The organism is Peribacillus sp. Bi96 (genome assembly GCF_918698115.1).
Lineage (GTDB): Bacteria > Bacillota > Bacilli > Bacillales > DSM-1321 > Peribacillus.
The window spans coordinates 211,331-229,601 of record NZ_CAKKLV010000007.1 but is presented as its reverse complement, the minus strand read 5'-3'; the positions used below and the strand labels follow the sequence as shown (position 1 = coordinate 229,601).

General features: G+C 41.4%; 17 protein-coding genes and 1 pseudogene. 15 read left to right on the top strand and 3 right to left on the bottom strand.

Features of this window, described 5'->3' with window-relative positions; all coding sequences use genetic code 11:
- Positions 1 to 250 (bottom strand): annotated as a pseudogene (locus LQ203_RS11790) (sporulation integral membrane protein YlbJ); the annotation flags it as partial.
- 309 nt (positions 251 to 559) lie between these two features.
- On the opposite strand from LQ203_RS11790, the gene LQ203_RS11785 reads away from it, so the two are divergent.
- Both LQ203_RS11785 and LQ203_RS11780 read left to right on the top strand, forming a co-directional pair.
- Positions 560 to 1,357 (top strand): patatin-like phospholipase family protein, encoded by a 798-nt coding sequence (locus LQ203_RS11785; RefSeq protein ID WP_230158253.1) that lies wholly within the window; start codon positions 560 to 562, stop codon positions 1,355 to 1,357.
- Entirely contained in the window at positions 1,347 to 2,372 is a 1,026-nt protein-coding gene (locus tag LQ203_RS11780; protein ID WP_230158252.1) for a SepM family pheromone-processing serine protease, read from the top strand. The genes LQ203_RS11785 and LQ203_RS11780 overlap by 11 nt, the downstream gene beginning before the upstream one ends.
- An 84-nt stretch (positions 2,373 to 2,456) precedes the next feature.
- On the opposite strand, the gene LQ203_RS11775 is transcribed toward LQ203_RS11780, so the two are convergent.
- Complete coding sequence (locus LQ203_RS11775) at positions 2,457 to 3,665, bottom strand: nucleotidyltransferase (RefSeq protein WP_230158251.1); 1,209 nt, start codon at positions 3,663 to 3,665, stop codon at positions 2,457 to 2,459.
- 218 nt (positions 3,666 to 3,883) lie between these two features.
- On the opposite strand from LQ203_RS11775, the gene LQ203_RS11770 reads away from it, so the two are divergent.
- The 4 genes from LQ203_RS11770 (at position 3,884) to LQ203_RS11755 (ending at position 6,256) form a co-directional block, all read left to right on the top strand.
- Positions 3,884 to 4,405, top strand: a complete 522-nt coding sequence (locus LQ203_RS11770) for a DUF177 domain-containing protein (protein ID WP_230158250.1) — start codon at positions 3,884 to 3,886, stop codon at positions 4,403 to 4,405.
- A gap of 65 nt (positions 4,406 to 4,470) precedes the next feature.
- A complete protein-coding gene (rpmF, locus tag LQ203_RS11765; protein WP_034313929.1) occupies positions 4,471 to 4,644 on the top strand; it encodes a 50S ribosomal protein L32 in 174 nt (57 codons plus the stop codon).
- A gap of 158 nt (positions 4,645 to 4,802) precedes the next feature.
- Positions 4,803 to 5,558 carry an enoyl-CoA hydratase/isomerase family protein gene (locus LQ203_RS11760; protein ID WP_230158297.1) on the top strand — a complete coding sequence of 252 codons (756 nt, stop codon included), beginning with the start codon at positions 4,803 to 4,805 and terminating at the stop codon, positions 5,556 to 5,558.
- Between the two features lie 77 nt (positions 5,559 to 5,635).
- The gene (locus LQ203_RS11755; RefSeq protein ID WP_230158249.1) at positions 5,636 to 6,256 is read left to right on the top strand and encodes an RsfA family transcriptional regulator; all 621 of its coding nucleotides are present in this window, start codon (positions 5,636 to 5,638) and stop codon (positions 6,254 to 6,256) included.
- Positions 6,257 to 6,298: 42 nt separating this feature from the next.
- On the opposite strand, the gene LQ203_RS11750 is transcribed toward LQ203_RS11755, so the two are convergent.
- On the bottom strand, positions 6,299 to 6,787 hold the full coding sequence (locus LQ203_RS11750) for an N-acetyltransferase (RefSeq protein ID WP_230158248.1): 489 nt from the start codon (positions 6,785 to 6,787) through the stop codon (positions 6,299 to 6,301).
- Positions 6,788 to 7,241: 454 nt separating this feature from the next.
- On the opposite strand from LQ203_RS11750, the gene LQ203_RS11745 reads away from it, so the two are divergent.
- From LQ203_RS11745 to LQ203_RS11705, 9 genes are all read left to right on the top strand, one after another.
- Complete coding sequence (locus LQ203_RS11745; protein WP_230158247.1) at positions 7,242 to 8,126, top strand: 2-dehydropantoate 2-reductase; 885 nt, start codon at positions 7,242 to 7,244, stop codon at positions 8,124 to 8,126.
- Between the two features lie 4 nt (positions 8,127 to 8,130).
- Complete coding sequence (locus tag LQ203_RS11740) at positions 8,131 to 8,523, top strand: DUF3397 domain-containing protein (RefSeq protein ID WP_230158246.1); 393 nt, start codon at positions 8,131 to 8,133, stop codon at positions 8,521 to 8,523.
- Positions 8,524 to 8,632: 109 nt separating this feature from the next.
- Complete coding sequence (gene bshC / locus LQ203_RS11735) at positions 8,633 to 10,261, top strand: bacillithiol biosynthesis cysteine-adding enzyme BshC (protein ID WP_230158245.1); 1,629 nt, start codon at positions 8,633 to 8,635, stop codon at positions 10,259 to 10,261.
- Positions 10,262 to 10,610: 349 nt separating this feature from the next.
- Positions 10,611 to 11,042 (top strand): division/cell wall cluster transcriptional repressor MraZ, encoded by a 432-nt coding sequence (gene mraZ / locus LQ203_RS11730; RefSeq protein ID WP_230158244.1) that lies wholly within the window; start codon positions 10,611 to 10,613, stop codon positions 11,040 to 11,042.
- 52 nt (positions 11,043 to 11,094) lie between these two features.
- The gene (rsmH, locus tag LQ203_RS11725) at positions 11,095 to 12,033 is read left to right on the top strand and encodes a 16S rRNA (cytosine(1402)-N(4))-methyltransferase RsmH (protein ID WP_230158242.1); all 939 of its coding nucleotides are present in this window, start codon (positions 11,095 to 11,097) and stop codon (positions 12,031 to 12,033) included.
- Between the two features lie 25 nt (positions 12,034 to 12,058).
- The gene (ftsL, locus tag LQ203_RS11720) at positions 12,059 to 12,415 is read left to right on the top strand and encodes a cell division protein FtsL (protein WP_230158241.1); all 357 of its coding nucleotides are present in this window, start codon (positions 12,059 to 12,061) and stop codon (positions 12,413 to 12,415) included.
- Positions 12,416 to 12,417: 2 nt separating this feature from the next.
- Positions 12,418 to 14,574 (top strand): penicillin-binding protein, encoded by a 2,157-nt coding sequence (locus tag LQ203_RS11715; RefSeq protein WP_230158240.1) that lies wholly within the window; start codon positions 12,418 to 12,420, stop codon positions 14,572 to 14,574.
- A 117-nt stretch (positions 14,575 to 14,691) separates the two neighbouring features.
- Positions 14,692 to 16,614 (top strand): stage V sporulation protein D, encoded by a 1,923-nt coding sequence (locus tag LQ203_RS11710; protein ID WP_230158239.1) that lies wholly within the window; start codon positions 14,692 to 14,694, stop codon positions 16,612 to 16,614.
- A 158-nt stretch (positions 16,615 to 16,772) separates the two neighbouring features.
- Positions 16,773 to 18,245: a UDP-N-acetylmuramoyl-L-alanyl-D-glutamate--2,6-diaminopimelate ligase gene (locus LQ203_RS11705; RefSeq protein WP_230158238.1), complete on the top strand. Its 1,473-nt coding sequence runs from the start codon at positions 16,773 to 16,775 to the stop codon at positions 18,243 to 18,245.
- Positions 18,246 to 18,271: the final 26 nt, after the last annotated feature.

Genomic DNA, 18,271 nt, shown 5'->3' with positions numbered 1-18,271 from the left:
CCCCAGGTACCCGAAATAATGGACGCATAAATGGTTCGAGCATGACGCCGATGAACCTGACAACCCCAAAACTGATCAATAACTCCGAGAAAATCAAGAATGGCAGAAGTGAAGGAAAAACAATTTTCCACCACATATTCAGTCCACCTTTGGAAGCTTCAAAAGATTCTTGGGGGAAGATGATCAAGCCAATTGCCATCATCGTGACGGAGGTGGCTAACAATACTGTTTTAGATTTTGATATAAGCAAAATTCAGCCTCCTCTTGAAGGTTACTAAATAAGGGCAGTTCGTTTCGTATATAATAAAGATATGATAAGAACTTCCTTTTCTTAAAAAAGTAAGGTGCGTAATGGAATATGAATTGTAATGACATGTATAAATGAGGATGATCGTACAATGCGATTTTTTTTAAACAAGCACACAGGTACATAGACTTTTTCCGCAATGCTTGTATCACTGTCAATATAAATAATATGCTTCTATAAATCCGTTTAAGACCATAACTTTGAATGAGTGTTATTTCAATATTTTTATCATGTATGCGAGGGGGGATATCTTTGTCGAAACCAAAGGTCGGGCTTGCACTTGGGTCAGGAGGAGCTAGGGGGTTTGCACATATTGGGGTGATAAAGGTATTGCAGCAAGAAGGAATTCCGATAGATATGATTGCTGGGACCAGCATGGGGGCGATGGTTGCTGCCTTTTATGGAGCGGGTTCGGATATTGAAAGGCTATATAAGTTGTCCCGTGCATTTAAACGAAAGTATTATTTAGACTTTACGATTCCTAAAATGGGCTTCATTTCAGGTAAACGTACTAAGGAATTAATCAGGGTATTTACATATGGTAAGACATTTGAAGAACTAGATATTCCTGTAGCAGTTGTCGCCACTGATATAAAAACGGGGGAAAAGGTCATTTTTCAGGAAGGACCCATCGCCCCAGCTGTAAGGGCAAGCATTTCCATTCCCGGAATTTTCATTCCCGAAAAAATTGGAAATCGAATGCTGGTTGATGGCGGAGTCGTTGACAGGGTTCCTGTATCTGTCGCGAAGGATATGGGAGCAGACATCATTATTGGTGTGGATGTCGCCCATGTGAAACAAGATATGGAGATAAACTCCATCTATGATGTTATCATGCAAAGCCTCGATATCCTGCAAATGGAGCTGGTTAAAAGCCGGGAGTTTGCTTCAGACGTCATGATACGTCCCAGGGTTGAGAAATACAGCTCGAAATCATTTACAAATGTACAGGAAATAATTAGTATTGGAGAAGAAGCAGCAAGGGGAAAGATAGATCAAATTAAGCAAAGCATTGTTACTTGGAAGGAGTCCTTTGAAGATGAGCCGTAAAATGTATGTACGCACTTTCCTGGTGGTCGCTATACTTCTCATAGCATCAGCCCTTTATTCCCTACCTTTTTATGTATCAAAACCAGGAATGGCTAAGGAATTAGAGCCAATCATAGAGGTGTCCGGAGGTGATGAAGCTGAAGGTAGCTTTATGTTAACCACTGTAAGGATGGGCCGGGCGAATATTTATTCCTATATGCTGGCGAAGTGGAGCAAATATCAAGAGCTATATCCGGAAACCTCCATTCGAAGCGAAGATGAAACAGATGAAGAATATAACGTCAGGCAGCTGCACTTAATGGATGGTTCTAAAAATAATGCCATTCAGATAGCCTATGAAAAAGCAGGGAAAGAAGTCGAATATGAATACTTGGGTGTATATGTTTTGGACGTGCTTAAAGGAATGCCGGCAGCCGAAGAGCTGAAAGCGGGCGACCAAATCATTCAGGTCGATGATGTTAAATTCAAGTCTGCACAAGAATTCATGGACTACATTAACGGAAAAAAAGCTGGAGATGAAGTCAAAATAGTCTATAAGCGGGAGGAGACGGAGAAAACAGCCGTTCTTTCATTACAGCCTTTTAAAGAAGACCCAAATAGGGTTGGGATAGGCATTTCACTAGATGATAATCGAAAAGTGACTACAAAACCGGCGATTGCCATAGATTCAGAACAAATAGGCGGTCCTTCTGCTGGTTTAATGTTTTCTTTGGAAATATATAATCAGTTGACAAAAGGGGATCTTACAAAAGGATACGATATAGCGGGTACAGGAACGATGTCGGATGATGGGACAGTAGGTCCAATTGGCGGGATTCAACAGAAAATAGTGGCAGCCGATAAATCTGGAGCCGAAATCTTCTTTGCCCCAAATGAAAACGGAGCAGATGGTTCCAATTATGAAGACGCACTCATAGCTGCAAAAGACATTGAAACGGACATGAAGATCGTTCCAGTTGATAACTTTGAGGATGCATTAGCCTATCTATCGAAACTAAAAGGAAAAGAAAAATGAAAAAAAGCGCGGACAGTCATCTGTTTGCGCTTTTTTTTTGATGAAATTTCTTTTTTATAAGCAATATGCCAGGCTGAAAGCGATTCACTCAATAATGATGGGGGCTGCATATTCCCGTTTCATCAAGGCTGCTTGATATGGTTCGGATAAGCCCAATGCATACACCTGTGCCGCTCGTAAGTCGTTTTCAATGTCCTGCTCCTGATAGGAAGAAAGCTTAGAGATGAGCGGGATCGGTAAGCCTTTTTTGACGGTACGAAGATATTCCTGCCCCCTGCGAGTCATGCCAAGAAGCCTGATATAGGCTGGATGCTCATTATGTTTCATTTGTTCCTTTAATGTATGGGACAATATATGGACACACATCCTCTGGAGTCGGGTCCATGTGTAGCGCTTTGTTTTAAGTGCGTTCATGAATCCAGTGAAGTTCGAAGATTGTTTGGCCATCTCCTTTATTCGATACTCAATGCCCTCCTCGATTTCGTATATCCCTGCCAATTCGTTTAAAGAAGACGAGAGAATTCGGTATTTTAACATAGGCCAATACATTTCCCAGTCATGTAAGGAATGGTAGTGCGCTAAGTATTGCTTTAGTCCATTCATTGTCGGTTGAGGAACATAACTGGAAACAGGATCTAATTCCTGGTTTTGTTCATGGATGGCTTTTCGTATACCCGTTGCACTGGCAATACGATCATTGGATAACTTTGTTTCATGGTATCCGGCAGAAACCCTTTGAATCGTGTAAGGGCGAATGGAATAGCCATTTGAAAGGGCTGCACTTACATATTCCTTTCCAAGAATATTATTAGGCTTCGTCAAATCCAGGGCCAGATCACTTTTGATGATCGATTGATAGGCCTGGGCTGCACTTGCCGGATAACTATTCCCAGCGTCCATCGCCGATTTAATGGCTGCATCGAATGCGGCCGAATTATCCGAAAGGGTTTTATGGGCTGTGATGAATGGTTCAATTCTGCCATCCTCACTTCCAAAGCAAAATGAGTCACACCCAAGGGATTCCAAAAGAGAAATGGATCCATTTGCAAATATCTCCGCCTTCTGCGTTGCAAAAGCATAAGGAAGCTCGATAACAAGGTCGATGCCGCCATTTAATGCCATTTCAGTACGTGCCCACTTGCTGACGATAGCAGGTTCGCCGCGCTGTAAAAAGGGCCCGCTCATAACCGCCACCACGACATCCGCCCCCGTTTTTTCTCTACTTTCTCTTGCATGTAAAACATGTCCATTATGAAAAGGGTTATATTCGACTACTAAACCGCAAGCCTTCATTCGATCACCTCAGAGAAAAACTTTGTATTTTTCCAACTTAGTGCTAAAATAGTATTTCAAGTAAAATTACTATAATGATTCGTCGTGATTTTTTGTTTGAAATGAATCATAATCTTGAATAATCTGTTAGGATGACTACATTATAGTGTAAAGAAAAAATATTGACAAACTTATAATTGAAAGCTATAATTATTTTTGTTGCCTTGAGGTGATTTCATTTGAAATGGACGATTAGTCAACTTCAAAAAATTCGGGACAAAGATTTACGGTTTGATGAGCTGGTGGATGTCTTGGACATTAGAGAAAGAGACCCGCAAATACGCGACGTTTCTCCGATTAGAGTAGCAGGAAGAGCTGATATCAACTCGACCGAGATTACTTTTCACTTGCATCTTACTGGTGAATTAACATTACCTTGCTCCCGTACACTGGTAGACGTTAAATATCCGATTGATATTGATACAAAGGAAACCTTTCTTTTAAAGGCAGATGGCACTGATTTCTACGGAGATGATGTCACTGTTGTGGAAGGTGACGTTGTAGACCTTATACCGGTAATTAAAGAAAATTTATTGCTAGAAATTCCGATGCAGGTTTTTTGTGAGGATGTCGATTCGAACGAAGCTGCTCCTCGATCTGGGAAAGACTGGGCTGTTATTTCTGTCGAAGAAAATGAGCATAAGGTTGATCCGAGATTTGCAAAGCTTGCCGACTTTTTTGACAACAATAAAGAATCTTGATTGGAACGAAAAATCGTTAATCCGATTTTTCCAGCTTTTTTATATTTTTTAAGGAGGTGGGAATAATGGCTGTACCTTTTAGAAGAACGTCGAAAACTGTAAAAAGAAAACGTCGTACACACTTCAAGCTTCAAGTACCTGGTATGGTAGAATGCCCGAGCTGTGGTGGAATGACTCTTTCACATCACGTGTGTAAAGAATGTGGAACATATAAAGGAAAAGAAGTTGTCGCAAAATAATTTCTTGACCTACTTGAAAGCTTTGCTTTCTTGATGCAACACGCTAATCAAAGCGCAGAGATTTTTTCTCTGTGCTTTTTTTACAAGTTAATTTGGCGCAATATTTGGAATTGTTCAAGTTTAATGAGAATTTCGGGGAAGGTGCTTACGTGAATCAGATGATTAAGGTTGAAACGGATATACGCGGTTTCATGAAGGTCCAATTTAATAGACCGGAGAAAAGGAATGCTGTGAATTATCAATTGATGGACGAACTTGAGACGATTTTGTCGGAAGCGGCAATCGATGACGAAGTGAAGTTGCTAGTCCTTACAGGAGTGGGGGCCGAGGCATTCTGCTCTGGTGGGGATTTGAGTGAATTTCATGATCTGTATACAGAAGAAGAGGCCTTTGGTATGTTATCGAAAATGGGCGAAATTCTTTATACACTAGCAGTTTTTCCAAAACCAACACTAGCGCTTATCAATGGAAGCGCAATCGGCGGGGGATGCGAAATAGCTACAGCTTGTGATTTCAGGTTAGCGAAAAGCGGAGTTAAGCTAGGTTTTGTACAAGGAACTCTAGGAATCACGACAGGTTGGGGCGGTGCTTCACTTTTACTTGAAAAAATACCAGAGCAAAAAGCGCTAAAGCTATTAATGGATGCGAAAATACATAAAGCAGAGGAAGCCGTGGAAATTGGTTTCGTAGATGAGATAGTCGGAGAGGGCAGTGATGGATGGGAAAGGTTCGCAGAAGATTTCCTTCGCCATGAGACAGGGGTATTGATCGCTTACAAAAAATTGTTGGTCAATAAATGGCAGGCTAGCGGGCTTAAAGGAAGAATGGATGCGGAAATCAGGGAATGTGCTAAACTGTGGGCGAGTGATGCCCATCATGCCGCAGTCAATCGTTTTTTAACTAAGAAAAAATAAATATTACACGCTCTATATTCTTCTATCTTTCCTAGCATGTGCATATTATGAATTAAAACTTGCTGGGAGGTAGAGAGATGTCGATTGCGAGACAAGATGCATGGACTCAGGATGAGGATTTGTTGTTGGCTGAAGTGGTGCTAAGGCATATACGAGAGGGCAGTACACAATTAAAGGCTTTTGAAGAAGTAGGGAAGCAGTTATCGAGAACATCTGCTGCTTGTGGATTTCGTTGGAATTCTTTTGTAAGAAAGCAATATAAATCAGGGATCGAGCTGGCAAAAAAACAAAGGAAAGAACAGGTAGTCAATGATGCTGAAATGGAAAGGGAATCCGTTGCAGTGGTCGAAAATAACACTATTGAACCAAAAGCGCCGCAGGAAGAAGAAAAAGAATCTATTACCCTTCAGGAAGTCATATTATATTTAACTAAAATGGATGAGTTCTTCCAGGTTGATAATAAGGAAAAAGAACGGATTTCTGAGCAGTACCTATTTCTAGAACAGCAAAATGTCCGATTGCAGGAAGAAAATGCCTTGTTAAAAGAAAACCTGAAAGCGGTTGAGGAGGATTATCGTGCGTTAATGCAAATTATGGAGCGGGCGAGAAAGCTTAGTGTACAAGAAGACGAAAAGACGAATCCGAAAGTGAGTTTCCAAATGGATAAGAATGGTAATTTAGAGAGGGTCAATAAATAAAAAATACGGGTGGAAAAATCCGCCCGCATTTTCTTTAATTTCTTAGTCTTGTGTATCTATTTCTATATCTTCTTGTTTGTCAAATGGGCTCCAAATCAGCGGGTTTTCTCCAAGGTCCCTTTCCATATCGTAGGATACAGCAGAGAACCCCATCTTTTTCCAAAAGTCTTGTGAATGAACTCTTGGGTTGGTTTTGATAGGCATCTTTTGGCTTTTGGCGAATTCGACTAATGCTTTTCCGTAGCCTTTTTTCTGATAGTTAGGCAGGACTTCAAGTTTCCAAAGAACAAGGAAGTCCCTCGAATTGTCAAAATACTGGTCAAATTTAGCGCTTCTTTTATACAGGCTCATCCGGGCTACAAGTTTGTCGCCATAAAAGATTCCGTAAAAAGGTGATTGGCTGTCATTTTCAATGATGTTACCCTCTAGATCATCTAGCATTGAAAGTTCCTGGATCCCGTATTCTTTGAATTTTTTGAATTCCTCAAGCGTTTTAAAATTCACAAGTAATCTTTCCACCTTGTATTCCATAAAAAAGCTCCCCCTTAATTCTGATAAACCTCTTGTGATAGTCCCCATCTAAAGTCCATCCCACTGATCGCTACCATGTGGAACCCAGCTTAAGGCAAAATCTAGCATGACATCGATCGATTCACCCTTGCTGACTAAATGCTTACAGCCTTTTATCCTCCGTCCTATTCCTTCGATTACTCGTCGGTTGAGATTGGAGGTATCTTTTGATCCTATAAAGTCTAAAAATGGCTAAGCTTTTCGTATCTAATATACCATTAAATTTTACCTTAAAGAAGGAAATATATCTTCAATGGCGTATTTATAATACTTTCCATTGAATTTTATTGTTGGGCTGTTTCATTTATGCTAATTTAGCCGGTTTTATGAAAGTGAGGCTGTGAAAAATGATGCAGGATAAAAAAGATAATGTGTTAGAATAGTAAATATATTTCGAAAAGTAAGGAAGGGTATTATGAGAATTGGAATCATTGGAGGAGGGGCCATCGGGTTGCTGTTTGCGTCCCGTTTGAGTGGAAAACATAGAGTGACGCTTTATACTCGCACTGCAAAACAGGCCTCCATCATCAATAGTGCTGGTATCCGTCTTATTGAGAATGGTGAAAGCCGAGTGTTTTCCGGCATCATTTCGAAGGGCTTGGATGAGGGGATTACGGATCAGGATCTACTTATAACGACAGTTAAACAATATCATCTGCCAGAATTATTGCCTGCAATCAAGAGTATTCAGGTCCCATTGCTATTCTTGCAGAACGGATACGGGCATATTTCTTATTTGAAACAGCTGCAATCTCCAGCCATCTATGTGGGGGTAGTGGAGCATGGGGCATTGAGGCATGACAGGAATACCGTGGAGCATACGGGACCTGGCATTACAAGGATCGCTTCCTTTAAAGGGGATCTTGATCAACTCACGTTATTGAATGAAGATATTGCTCAATTTCCTTTTACTAAGAGTGAGGACTATCACTCGATGCTGATTGGTAAGCTTGTCGTTAATGCAGTAATAAATCCATTAACAGCGATACTTAATGTGGAAAATGGCGGTTTAATCACTAACGCCTTTTATTATCGGTTGTTTCAAGCTCTTTTTGAAGAAATCTCCGGTATTTTGGAATTGCGGAATAAAACGGAGTCATTTGAACATGTAAAATCCGTTTGTATGGCGACAGCGGGAAACCGATCGTCTATGCTTAAAGATCTAGAAAACGGCCGTGAAACGGAAATTGATGCTATTTTGGGTCATATCCTCTCGGAGGCAAAGCGTAAAGGGAAAAGTGATTGCCTGACGTCTTCCCTATATATGATGGTCAAAGGAAAAGAGTCTCAGGGGGGATGAGAGTGTGCCGAACGTTGTTTCAAGTCTTGCCGCGATATTTATTACCTTGCCTTTTGTAGGGTATATACTTTTTTTTGTAAGTGCCAAAAAATTTACCGGAAACCACAGGCGCTCCGTTCAATTTGCGATGGACATGAGTACGCTGTTTTTCGTATTATCCGTCCATTATTTAATTATTACAATTTGGGATAAGCATATTCTTTGGGTGATCATGCTGATCATGCTCATCAACGCCTTCGTTGTGGTCCTTGTCCATTACAAGGTGAAAGGAGAAATCATTTTCCATAAGGTATTAAAGGGTTTTTGGAGAGTGAACTTCGCCTTCTTTTTTGTCGCTTACCTTCTGCTATTCTCCATCGGATTAATATCAAGTATTACGAAGATATTGACTACATAACATAGAACATCGCAACAATTTTCTGCTGCTGGGCAACTTCTTTTGTTTTCTTAAACCGGAATGTTATACTCTAAAAAGAATTGTAGTTGCAGAGAAAGGGAGAACAGAAATGGAGATGAAAGATCTCGCGTTACCATCTTTAAACCGTTTTGCATCGGACTATTTACAAAACCGTCTTGAAGCGGAGGATTATTTTCACTATGACTTGTCTAAGCCGGACATTTATCGTAATAGATATAATGAATTGATGAATCGCTCTTTTTTACGTGGTGAATTATCGGATTACATACAACAATACATGTCTCATCTTCCAAGCAGTGCAGCTGTTGATGGAAATATTGAAAGATTGCGCAGGGATGATTCCGTTGTTGTGATTGGAGGCCAGCAGGCTGGGTTATTATCAGGTCCGCTGTATACCATTCATAAAGTGATATCGATCATTAAGCTTGCGGAAGAACAAGAGAAAGAACTGGGGCGGCCAGTCATTCCAGTTTTTTGGATAGCTGGAGAAGATCATGATTTGGCTGAAGTCAATCATGTTTATGTTATGAAAAACGGTAAACCGGACAAAAAAACCTATCCTTCCTATCAGCCGTATAAAACAATGGTTTCAGATGTGGAGCTTGAAACGGAAAAGGCAGGGAAGTGGTTTGAAGAAATTATTGAAACCTATGGAGAAACTGCCTTTACGAATAAACTCCTGATTGATATGAAAGAAACGATTAGTCAATCGAAAACCTTTGTTGACTTTTTTGCACGGCTGATTCATGAGTGGTTTCAGGAATATGGCCTTTTACTTGTCGATGCCGGAGATTCGGAATTAAGGCAAATCGAGAAGGGCTACTTTGAGTTGATGATCAATAAAAGTGAACGGATTGCTGAAGTGGTCGAGGAACAACAAACATACATGCATGCCAAAGGGTACGCAAAAATGATAGAAATGGATAAACAAGCCGCGAATTTATTTTATTATGATCCAGAAAAAAAGGATCGATGTTTACTCGAACGTGTAGAAGGCGGTTTCAGCGGGAAAAATGGTGAGGTATCATTTTCCAAGGAAGAACTCCTGAAGATAGCCAAAAATAATCCAGAACGACTTAGCAACAATGTCATTACACGCCCACTTATGCAGGAAATGCTTTTCCCTGTATTGGCTTTCATTTCTGGGCCAGGGGAAATTGCCTATTGGGCAGAATTAAAACAGGCATTTGAGTTGTTCGCAATGAAGATGCCGCCAATCATTCCTCGATTAAACATCACGCTTGTAGAACGAAGTGTCCAAACGGATCTTGAAGAAATGGAACTCGGTTTGGAAACTGTTCTGACTGAGGGTACCGCTAATGCTGTACAAAGTTTCCTTGATTCCGTGAAAGATGAGACGATCGATCATCTATTCGGTACGCTGAAATCGCAGCTTGAAGAGAACCATGAAAAGCTTTTCGAACACGCCGTTTCTTTAGATAGAGGACTTGAGCCGATGTTACATAAAAACATTGAATTCATCCAAAAGCAATTGGATTTCATGTATGGGAAGATCGGTGACCGGACAAAGGAACGTCATTCGGTTATATTGAAAAAATATGAACGGATAGCAAATTCGTTGTATCCTCTGGAGTCACCCCAGGAGAGGATCTGGAATGTTTTTTATTACCTGAATCAATATGGACCGGATTTCGTTCGCGATATCATGAAACTGGAATACCGGTTCAATAATCAGCATAAATTGATTTTCATGTAGAATGACGAACCATGAGTTTTTGGGGGAAAGTGGGGAACTGATCATTTGATTAACAGTTTCCACATTCCTATCCTGACGAGAGATAAATGAAAAATGGAAAAAGAGACAGGCGTCCAGCCTGTCTTTTTTCTGTTCCAAGAACACGGGGCAGGTAGTGCTTCGACAGTAAAAGTGGGTCTGCGCCTTCGTATGAGTTCGTTCGAGCGAATTTCAGGTTTTCTTAAATAAATTGACTAAATAAACTTATTTAGAAAAGAAGGGAATTTTTGCTTGGAAAGAGAAAGTAAAAACAAGTGGAGAAAGGTGGGGGAATGTGGTACATTGAGATTAGAATGTGGGGGTATTGGGTATGTTCATGGGAGAGTACCATCATAACATCGATATAAAGGGTCGTTTGATAGTCCCAGTGAAATTCAGGGATAATCTCGGGGAGCAATTTGTCCTGACCCGTGGACTCGATCAATGTTTATTTGGTTACCCTATGGAAGAGTGGAAGCAGCTTGAAGAAAAGCTTAAAGCCCTGCCTTTAACAAAAAAAGATGCCCGAGCCTTTACCCGGTTTTTCTTTTCAGCAGCAACAGAATGCGAAATAGATAAACAAGGGCGAATTAATATTCCCACGCCGCTTACTTCATATGGCCAATTGGAAAAAGAATGTGTAATTCTTGGTGTTACCAATCGTATTGAGATTTGGAGCAAATCCCTTTGGGAAAACTATTTTTCAGCTTCGGAGGATTCTTTCGCTGAGATAGCAGAAAATATGATTGGCTTTGATATTTAAGGCTGCCCTCAGAAATAGAGTCACTCAATAACCGATTGGAAGGATGTCTAGCATGTTTCAACATACAACAGTGTTATTAAAAGAAACGGTTGATGGATTGAACATCAAACCTGATGGAATTTACGTGGATTGTACTTTAGGAGGAGCCGGTCACAGCGAATACTTGCTTTCACAGCTCTCTGACAAGGGCAGGCTTTATGCTTTTGATCAGGACGAAACGGCGATCCGGAATGCTAAGGAAAAATTGGAAAGCTATGGCGAACGTATTGTTCTTGTTCCTAATAATTTTAAATACTTAAAAGAAGAGCTGAATGCCCGGGGAATCGAGAAAGTGGATGGGATTCTTTATGATTTAGGTGTGTCATCGCCACAATTGGATACACCGGAGCGGGGATTCAGTTATAACCATGATGCCCCTTTGGATATGAGGATGAACCAAAGTGCTGCCATTTCTGCCTATGATGTCGTGAATACTTGGTCATTCCATGAATTGATGCGAATTTTCTTTCAATATGGAGAAGAAAAGTTTTCCAAGCAAATTGCCAGGAAAATTGAAGCGGCACGTGAAATTAAACCGATTGAAACGACATTTGAGCTAGTTGAGCTTATTAAAGATGGGATACCGGCCCCGGCAAGACGTAAAGGCGGACACCCTGCGAAACGAGTATTCCAAGCAATAAGAATTGCTGTAAATGATGAACTTGGCGTCTTTGAAGATTCCTTGGAGCAGGCGATTTCACTCCTGGATTTGGAAGGAAGAATATCTGTCATTACATTCCATTCGCTTGAAGATAGAATATGTAAAACGGTATTCAAAAAAGCTAGTAGCTTGCCAGACCTTCCGCCTGGACTACCGGTTATCCCGGAAGAATTCAAACCATCCATGAAAATAATAACGAGAAAACCAATCTTACCTTCAGAGGATGAATTGGAAGGGAATAATCGTTCTCGATCCGCTAAGCTAAGAATCGCCGAAAAGCAAAAATTATAGAAAAAAACAGTAAGGGGGAACATGAATGAGTTCCATAGCCAAAAAAATACAAGAACAGCAATATGAAGACCAACAGCAGCAACAGACACATCAAACAGTGGTCATCCGTAAAGCGAAGATATCCATTGGTGAAGTTTTCTTACTATGTGCCCTTGCTATTATGGTTGCCTTTATGGGTGTGAAAATAGTTTCCGATCAAGCGACCATTTATGAAACGAATAAAGAGATCCAGCAAGTTGAAAAGTCCATTGATGAACAGAGTAAGGTGAATGATGATTTGAAGGTGCAGGTTGCTGAACTTAGTACATACGAGAGAATTTGGGAAAAAGCTGCAGCGCTAGGGTTCAAGTTAAATAAGAATAATGTGAAGGGTGTGCAGTGATAATGCAGAAACAAAAAAATATGAAGCATGGGGCAGCCGGATTATTCTTCTTATTCGGCCTGCTCTTTTTTGTTTTAATCTGCCGCTTTTTGTATATTCAGGTGACAGGTACGGCTGGTGGGGAAGTACTGGCATCGAAAATGGAGAAGAAATATGAAAAAAAACAGGTCATAGAGGCAAAAAGGGGCAGCATACTCGATACAAATGGTGAAGTCATCGCCGAGGATACCTCTTCCTATATTTTAAGGGCTGTGCTCAGTGAAAAGGAACCGGAGCACGTCAAAGATCCGGAAATGACCGCGGCCAAGCTCGCTAAATATATCGACATGGATGAACAGGAAATCTATGAGCGCCTTACGAAAGAAAAAGCATACCAGGTGGAGTTCGGAAGTGCCGGCAAGGATTTGACCCAGGTCGTCAAACAGAAAATAGAAAAATTGGAACTGCCGGGAATTACATTTGGAAGAACCAATAAACGCTTTTATCCAAATGGTATCTTCGCATCCCATCTGATTGGCTATGTAGAAAAAGATGAGAAAACAGGAGAAATGGCTGGTAAGTTCGGAATTGAAAGGTACCTTAATAAAGAATTGAAGGAAACGAACGGGGAGTTGACATATGACAGTGACTCATGGGGTCTTCTCTTACCGGATACGAAAGAAAAGGTGGTTGCACCGGATAATGGCAGTGATGTCACATTGACCATCGACAAGAAGATCCAAACTTTCTTGGAAGATTCGATGAGCAAAGTGCAAGAAAAATATGATCCCGAACAAATCATAGCAATTGTGTCCAATCCCAAAACGGGGGAGATCGTGGCGATGGGGCAAAGGCCTACCTTCCATCCAACAACAAAAGAGGGGCTAACGGATACATGGCGTAACCTTGCAATTGAAGAAACCTTCGAACCAGGTTCAACCATGAAAACATTCACCCTTGCCGCGGCTGTCGAGGAAGGGGTCTTTAATCCAAATGATAGTTTTGTATCAGGAACTTATAAAGCGGGTTCAGGGGAAATTCATGATCATAGTGGCATTAAAAGAGGAAAAAACATGACTTTTCTTGAAGGGGTTCAACGTTCTTCCAACGTAGCTTTTGCTACTCTTGCTATGGATAAGATCGGAGCTGATACCTTCCGTGAGTATTTGACCAAGTTCGGTTTCGATAAAAAAACGGGGATAGATTTGCCAAACGAGATAACCGGTAAAATTCAATATAAGTATAAGCTTGAAAAAGTGACAACTTCCTTTGGACAAGGTTCGACCGTTACCCCGATACAACAGATCCAAGCAGCTTCCGCGATAGCTAATGACGGAAAAATGATGCAGCCGTACGTGATTAAAAGCATTTCGGATCAGGATACTGGAAAGGTTTTGAAAACGACAAAGCCAAAAGTGACCGGGGAACCGATTTCGGCAGAAAGTGCAAAACAAGTCCGTGACTATTTGGAAACGGTAATTTCTTCAAAAAATGGAACAGGGAAGAAATATGCCATTGATGGATATGATGTAGCAGGGAAAACCGGTACAGCACAAATAGCTGGTCCGACAGGTAAATATTTAGTAGGGAAAAATAACTATGTATTCTCCTTTTTAGGTATGGCTCCAAAAGATGATCCGCAATTGGTCATGTATGTGGCGGTCAAGAAGCCAAAGCTAGGTGTATCTTATGTTGGGGCAGACCCATTGTCAGAGATATTCAATCCTGTTATGCAAAATAGCTTGCAATATTTAAACATAAAGCCTTCTGATGTGAAAAAACAAAAAGCAAATAAAATCATTGACTATACGAATCAAACGGAGAGTTCAGCCCTCAGGGAGCTGAAGGAACTTGGCTATGATGTAAGCACGATCGGAAGTGGGCGGAAAGTACTCGATCAATCGCCGAAATCCGGGAGTACACTCCTGCAGGGTGAAAAAATAATCTTGAGAACGGAAGGTGAAATGAAAGTTCCTGATATGGAAGGTTGGTCCTTACGCGATGTTATGAAATTAGCTAAGGTTGCGAAGCTGGATCTGCAAACTACAGGAACTGGGTATGTGAGTAAACAAAATCTTGAGGCAGGGAAAAAGATGAAGGAAGGTGACTCCTTCAAAATTGAATTATCCCAGCCTGAAGGGGCTTCTGAAGATATACCGACTAAAGAGAAAACCGAGTGAAAATGAGGAGGGGGTGATCCAAACGGATCACCCTCTTTATTTTTTTGAATTGTTCTTAGTCTAGCTTGGAGTAGACAAGCATATATTGAAGCATGTATGAAATGGAGGTGCCTGTTTTTGCGTGTTTCGAATGTTACTGTCCGAAAACGGCTGGCGATCGCATTGGCAGTAGGTATCGTTGTTTTTTTTATCATTGATATCCGTTTGGGAATTGTACAATTTTACCTTGGGGATAAGTTGACGGGTCTGGCTAAAGACTCCTGGAGCAGGAATATTCCTTTTGAAGCGAAGCGAGGAGAGATTTTGGATCGGAATGGTGTGGAGCTGGCAACGAATATATCAGCACCAACCGTCTATGTCATCCCGAGACAGATTGAAAATCCTGGGGAGACGGCGGAACAGCTTGCTTCAATATTGGATATGACTAAGGAAAAGGCTTATCAATGGTTAACGAAACAGGCGATGAGTGTCAGAATCCCGGAAGGCAGAAAGATATCTCATGAAAAGGCGAAGGAAATTAAGGCATTAGGTATAAAAGGTGTATATATCGCTGAAGACTCAAAGCGTCACTATCCATTTGGAGAATATCTTTCACATGTTCTTGGTTTTACGGGCTCTGATAACCAAGGATTGATGGGAATAGAATTGTCTTATGATAAGGAGCTAAGTGGGGAGAAAGGATTTGTTAAATTTTATTCGGATGCCAAAGGGAAAAGACTTGAGAATATGGCCGATGACTATAAGCCTCCAGTTGATGGAGATAACTTGAAGCTGACAATCGATAGCAAAATCCAGACAATCGTGGAGAGGGAGCTCGATAATGCGGAGGCAACGTATAATCCGGATGGCCTAATTGCCATAGCTATGAACCCGAATACCGGCGAAATATTAGCGATGTCCAGCAGGCCGACCTTTGACCCGGCCAATTTTCAAAATGTCCCCTCCGAAGTGTATAATCGCAATTTACCAGTTTGGAGTATATATGAACCGGGTTCGACTTTTAAGATCATCACCCTTGCTGCAGCGCTGGAGGAAGGGAAGGTAGATTTACAAAGGGAACATTATTATGACTCCGGGCATGTAGAAGTGGCGGGGGCAACGCTTCATTGCTGGAAAAGCGGAGGACATGGGGACCAAACGTTTCTTGAAGTTGTCGAGAACTCATGTAACCCTGGATTTGTAGAATTAGGGAACCGGCTTGGTAAAGACAAGCTGTTTAAATATATCAATGATTTTGGGTTTGGACAAAAAACGGGAATTGATTTAACAGGAGAAGGAAAAGGAATCATGTTCAATATGGATCGAGTTGGCCCGGTTGAACAGGCAACCACTGCGTTTGGACAAGGTGTTGCAGTAACTCCCATTCAACAGGTGACAGCGGTATCGGCCGCAGTGAATGGTGGAACTTTGTATACGCCTTATATCGCCAAGGAACTGGTTGATCCAAAAACTGGTGAAGTATTAATGAGAAAGACCCCACAGGCCAAGAAAAAGGTGATTTCGGAAGCGACCTCAAAGAAAGTCCGTGAAGCACTTGAATCTGTTGTAGCGCAAGGCAGCGGTAAAGGAGCGTTCGTGGAGTCGTACCGAGTAGGCGGGAAGACAGGTACAGCGCAAAAAGCTGAAAATGGCCGATATCTTGAAAATAATTATATTCTCTCATTTATTGGTGTCGCTCCAGCTGATGATCCACAAATCGTCGTCTATATCGCGGTGGATAATCCGAAGGGTACGGTACAATTCGGTGGGGTCGTTGCCGCTCCGATCGTTGGGAATATCATGGAGGATTCACTTAGGGCCATGGGTGTCAAGCCTAGAAAAAACCAGATTGAGAAAGAGGCGGTCTGGACAGATCCAGTAATGGTCGAGGTACCTGATGTTGTGGGCCTGAGCAAGAAAGAGTTGCAAACACAGCTCATTGATCTTAAGCTGGATATTGCCGGTAATGGGGATAAAGTCATAAATCAAGCACCAGATCCAGGTGTTAAAGTAAAAGAAGGCTCTACAATAAGAATTTATCTTGGCGAAAATACAGAATAAGTATAATATAATAGATGAATAGTTAAAGCGGCTGAAGAAACATCAGCCGCTTTGTTTACGGAGTCGAGATAACCCCGTATAATTAAAAATGGTTTCTCGACAAGCCAAGGCTAATCACATATAATGAATCCTCAAATTAAGTTGAGAGGGATGGAAAAATGAAGCTTCACAAATTACTATCTTATTTACACTCCTTATTCACCTATGAAGGAGAGAATCCTGAAATCACCTCCATTGAAAATGACAACCGTAAAGTCAAAGACGGAAGTCTATTTGTTTGTATAAAAGGTTATACAGTCGATGGTCATGATTTTGCCCAATCTGCTGTTGAACATGGAGCTGCGGCAATCATTGCCGAAAGGCCGCTTGATTTGGAAGTACCCGTGATCGTTGTCAGGGATTCAAACAGGGCGATGGCGGTACTTGCCGATGCATATTATAGTCATCCTACCCAAAAGATGCGTCTTATTGGAATTACAGGTACGAACGGAAAGACGACCACCAGTCATTTACTTGAAAAGATTTTCGAGGATCGACATGAAAAAACAGGATTGATAGGCACGATGTATACAAAAATTGCCGATACGGTATATGAAACCAAGAATACGACGCCTGATAGCGTTACGCTGCAAAAGGCTTTTCATGAAATGACCGAAGCGTCTGTCTCAACGGCCATAATGGAAGTTTCTTCGCACGCACTTGAACTTGGGCGCGTTCATGGCTGTGATTTTGATATTGCTGTTTTTACGAACCTCACACAGGACCATTTGGATTTTCATAAAACCATGGACAGATACCGACAGGCAAAATCCTTGTTTTTCTCACAGCTCGGAAATGCTTACATAGAAAATCGTCCTAAATATGCTGTACTTAATGCTGATGATGAGGCAACGGGTGATTTCATTAAAGCGACCGCTGCTACTGTCGTCACATACGGCATAGACAAAGAAGCCGATATTAGGGCCAGGGATATAAAAATCAATGCAAATGGCACATCTTTCACCTTGACAGCAGGTAAAGAAGAGCGTTACATTCAGCTGAAGCTCATTGGGAAATTCAGTGTTTATAATGTACTCTCAGCCATCACAAGCGCTTTATGCGCTGGGAACGATCTGGATGAGACAATTAGGTCCATCGAGGAAATAAAAGGTGTTGCGGGCCGTTTTGAGCTCATTACAGCAAATCAGGGCTTCCCAGTCATAGTTGACTATGCCCATACTCCGGACAGTTTAGAAAATGTACTGAAAACTGTGGGTGAGTTTGCAGAAAAGAAAATTTTTGTGATAGTGGGCTGCGGCGGGGACCGAGACAAGACAAAGCGCCCTATCATGGCTGAAATTGCATGCAGCTTGGCTACTGACCCTATTTTCACCTCGGATAATCCACGAAGTGAAGATGCAGCACAAATCCTTAGGGATATGGAAGCTGGTGTAGTGGGTAAAGAATATACGGTTATTGAAGACCGCAGGCAGGCTATCGCTTATGCTGTTTCCAAGGCGGAAGAGGGCGACGTTATTTTAATAGCCGGAAAAGGGCATGAAACATATCAATTGGTCGGTGACGAAGTGCTTCACTTCGATGACCGTGAAGAAGCGGAAAAGGCGATTCAAAGACGTTTAGGTTCAGTTTGAATCAACGTTGAATTAGCCCCGGCTGC

Coding starts and splice junctions, on each gene's coding strand:
- LQ203_RS11715 (WP_230158240.1), top strand. CDS start 12,418: ATGCAGAAACAAAAAAATATGAAGCATGGGGCAGCCGGATTATTCTTC.
- LQ203_RS11755 (WP_230158249.1), top strand. CDS start 5,636: ATGTCGATTGCGAGACAAGATGCATGGACTCAGGATGAGGATTTGTTG.
- rsmH (WP_230158242.1), top strand. CDS start 11,095: ATGTTTCAACATACAACAGTGTTATTAAAAGAAACGGTTGATGGATTG.
- ftsL (WP_230158241.1), top strand. CDS start 12,059: ATGAGTTCCATAGCCAAAAAAATACAAGAACAGCAATATGAAGACCAA.
- rpmF (WP_034313929.1), top strand. CDS start 4,471: ATGGCTGTACCTTTTAGAAGAACGTCGAAAACTGTAAAAAGAAAACGT.
- LQ203_RS11750 (WP_230158248.1), bottom strand. CDS start 6,787: ATGGAATACAAGGTGGAAAGATTACTTGTGAATTTTAAAACGCTTGAG.
- LQ203_RS11745 (WP_230158247.1), top strand. CDS start 7,242: ATGAGAATTGGAATCATTGGAGGAGGGGCCATCGGGTTGCTGTTTGCG.
- bshC (WP_230158245.1), top strand. CDS start 8,633: ATGGAGATGAAAGATCTCGCGTTACCATCTTTAAACCGTTTTGCATCG.
- LQ203_RS11705 (WP_230158238.1), top strand. CDS start 16,773: ATGAAGCTTCACAAATTACTATCTTATTTACACTCCTTATTCACCTAT.
- LQ203_RS11775 (WP_230158251.1), bottom strand. CDS start 3,665: ATGAAGGCTTGCGGTTTAGTAGTCGAATATAACCCTTTTCATAATGGA.
- LQ203_RS11760 (WP_230158297.1), top strand. CDS start 4,803: ATGATTAAGGTTGAAACGGATATACGCGGTTTCATGAAGGTCCAATTT.
- LQ203_RS11780 (WP_230158252.1), top strand. CDS start 1,347: ATGAGCCGTAAAATGTATGTACGCACTTTCCTGGTGGTCGCTATACTT.
- mraZ (WP_230158244.1), top strand. CDS start 10,611: ATGTTCATGGGAGAGTACCATCATAACATCGATATAAAGGGTCGTTTG.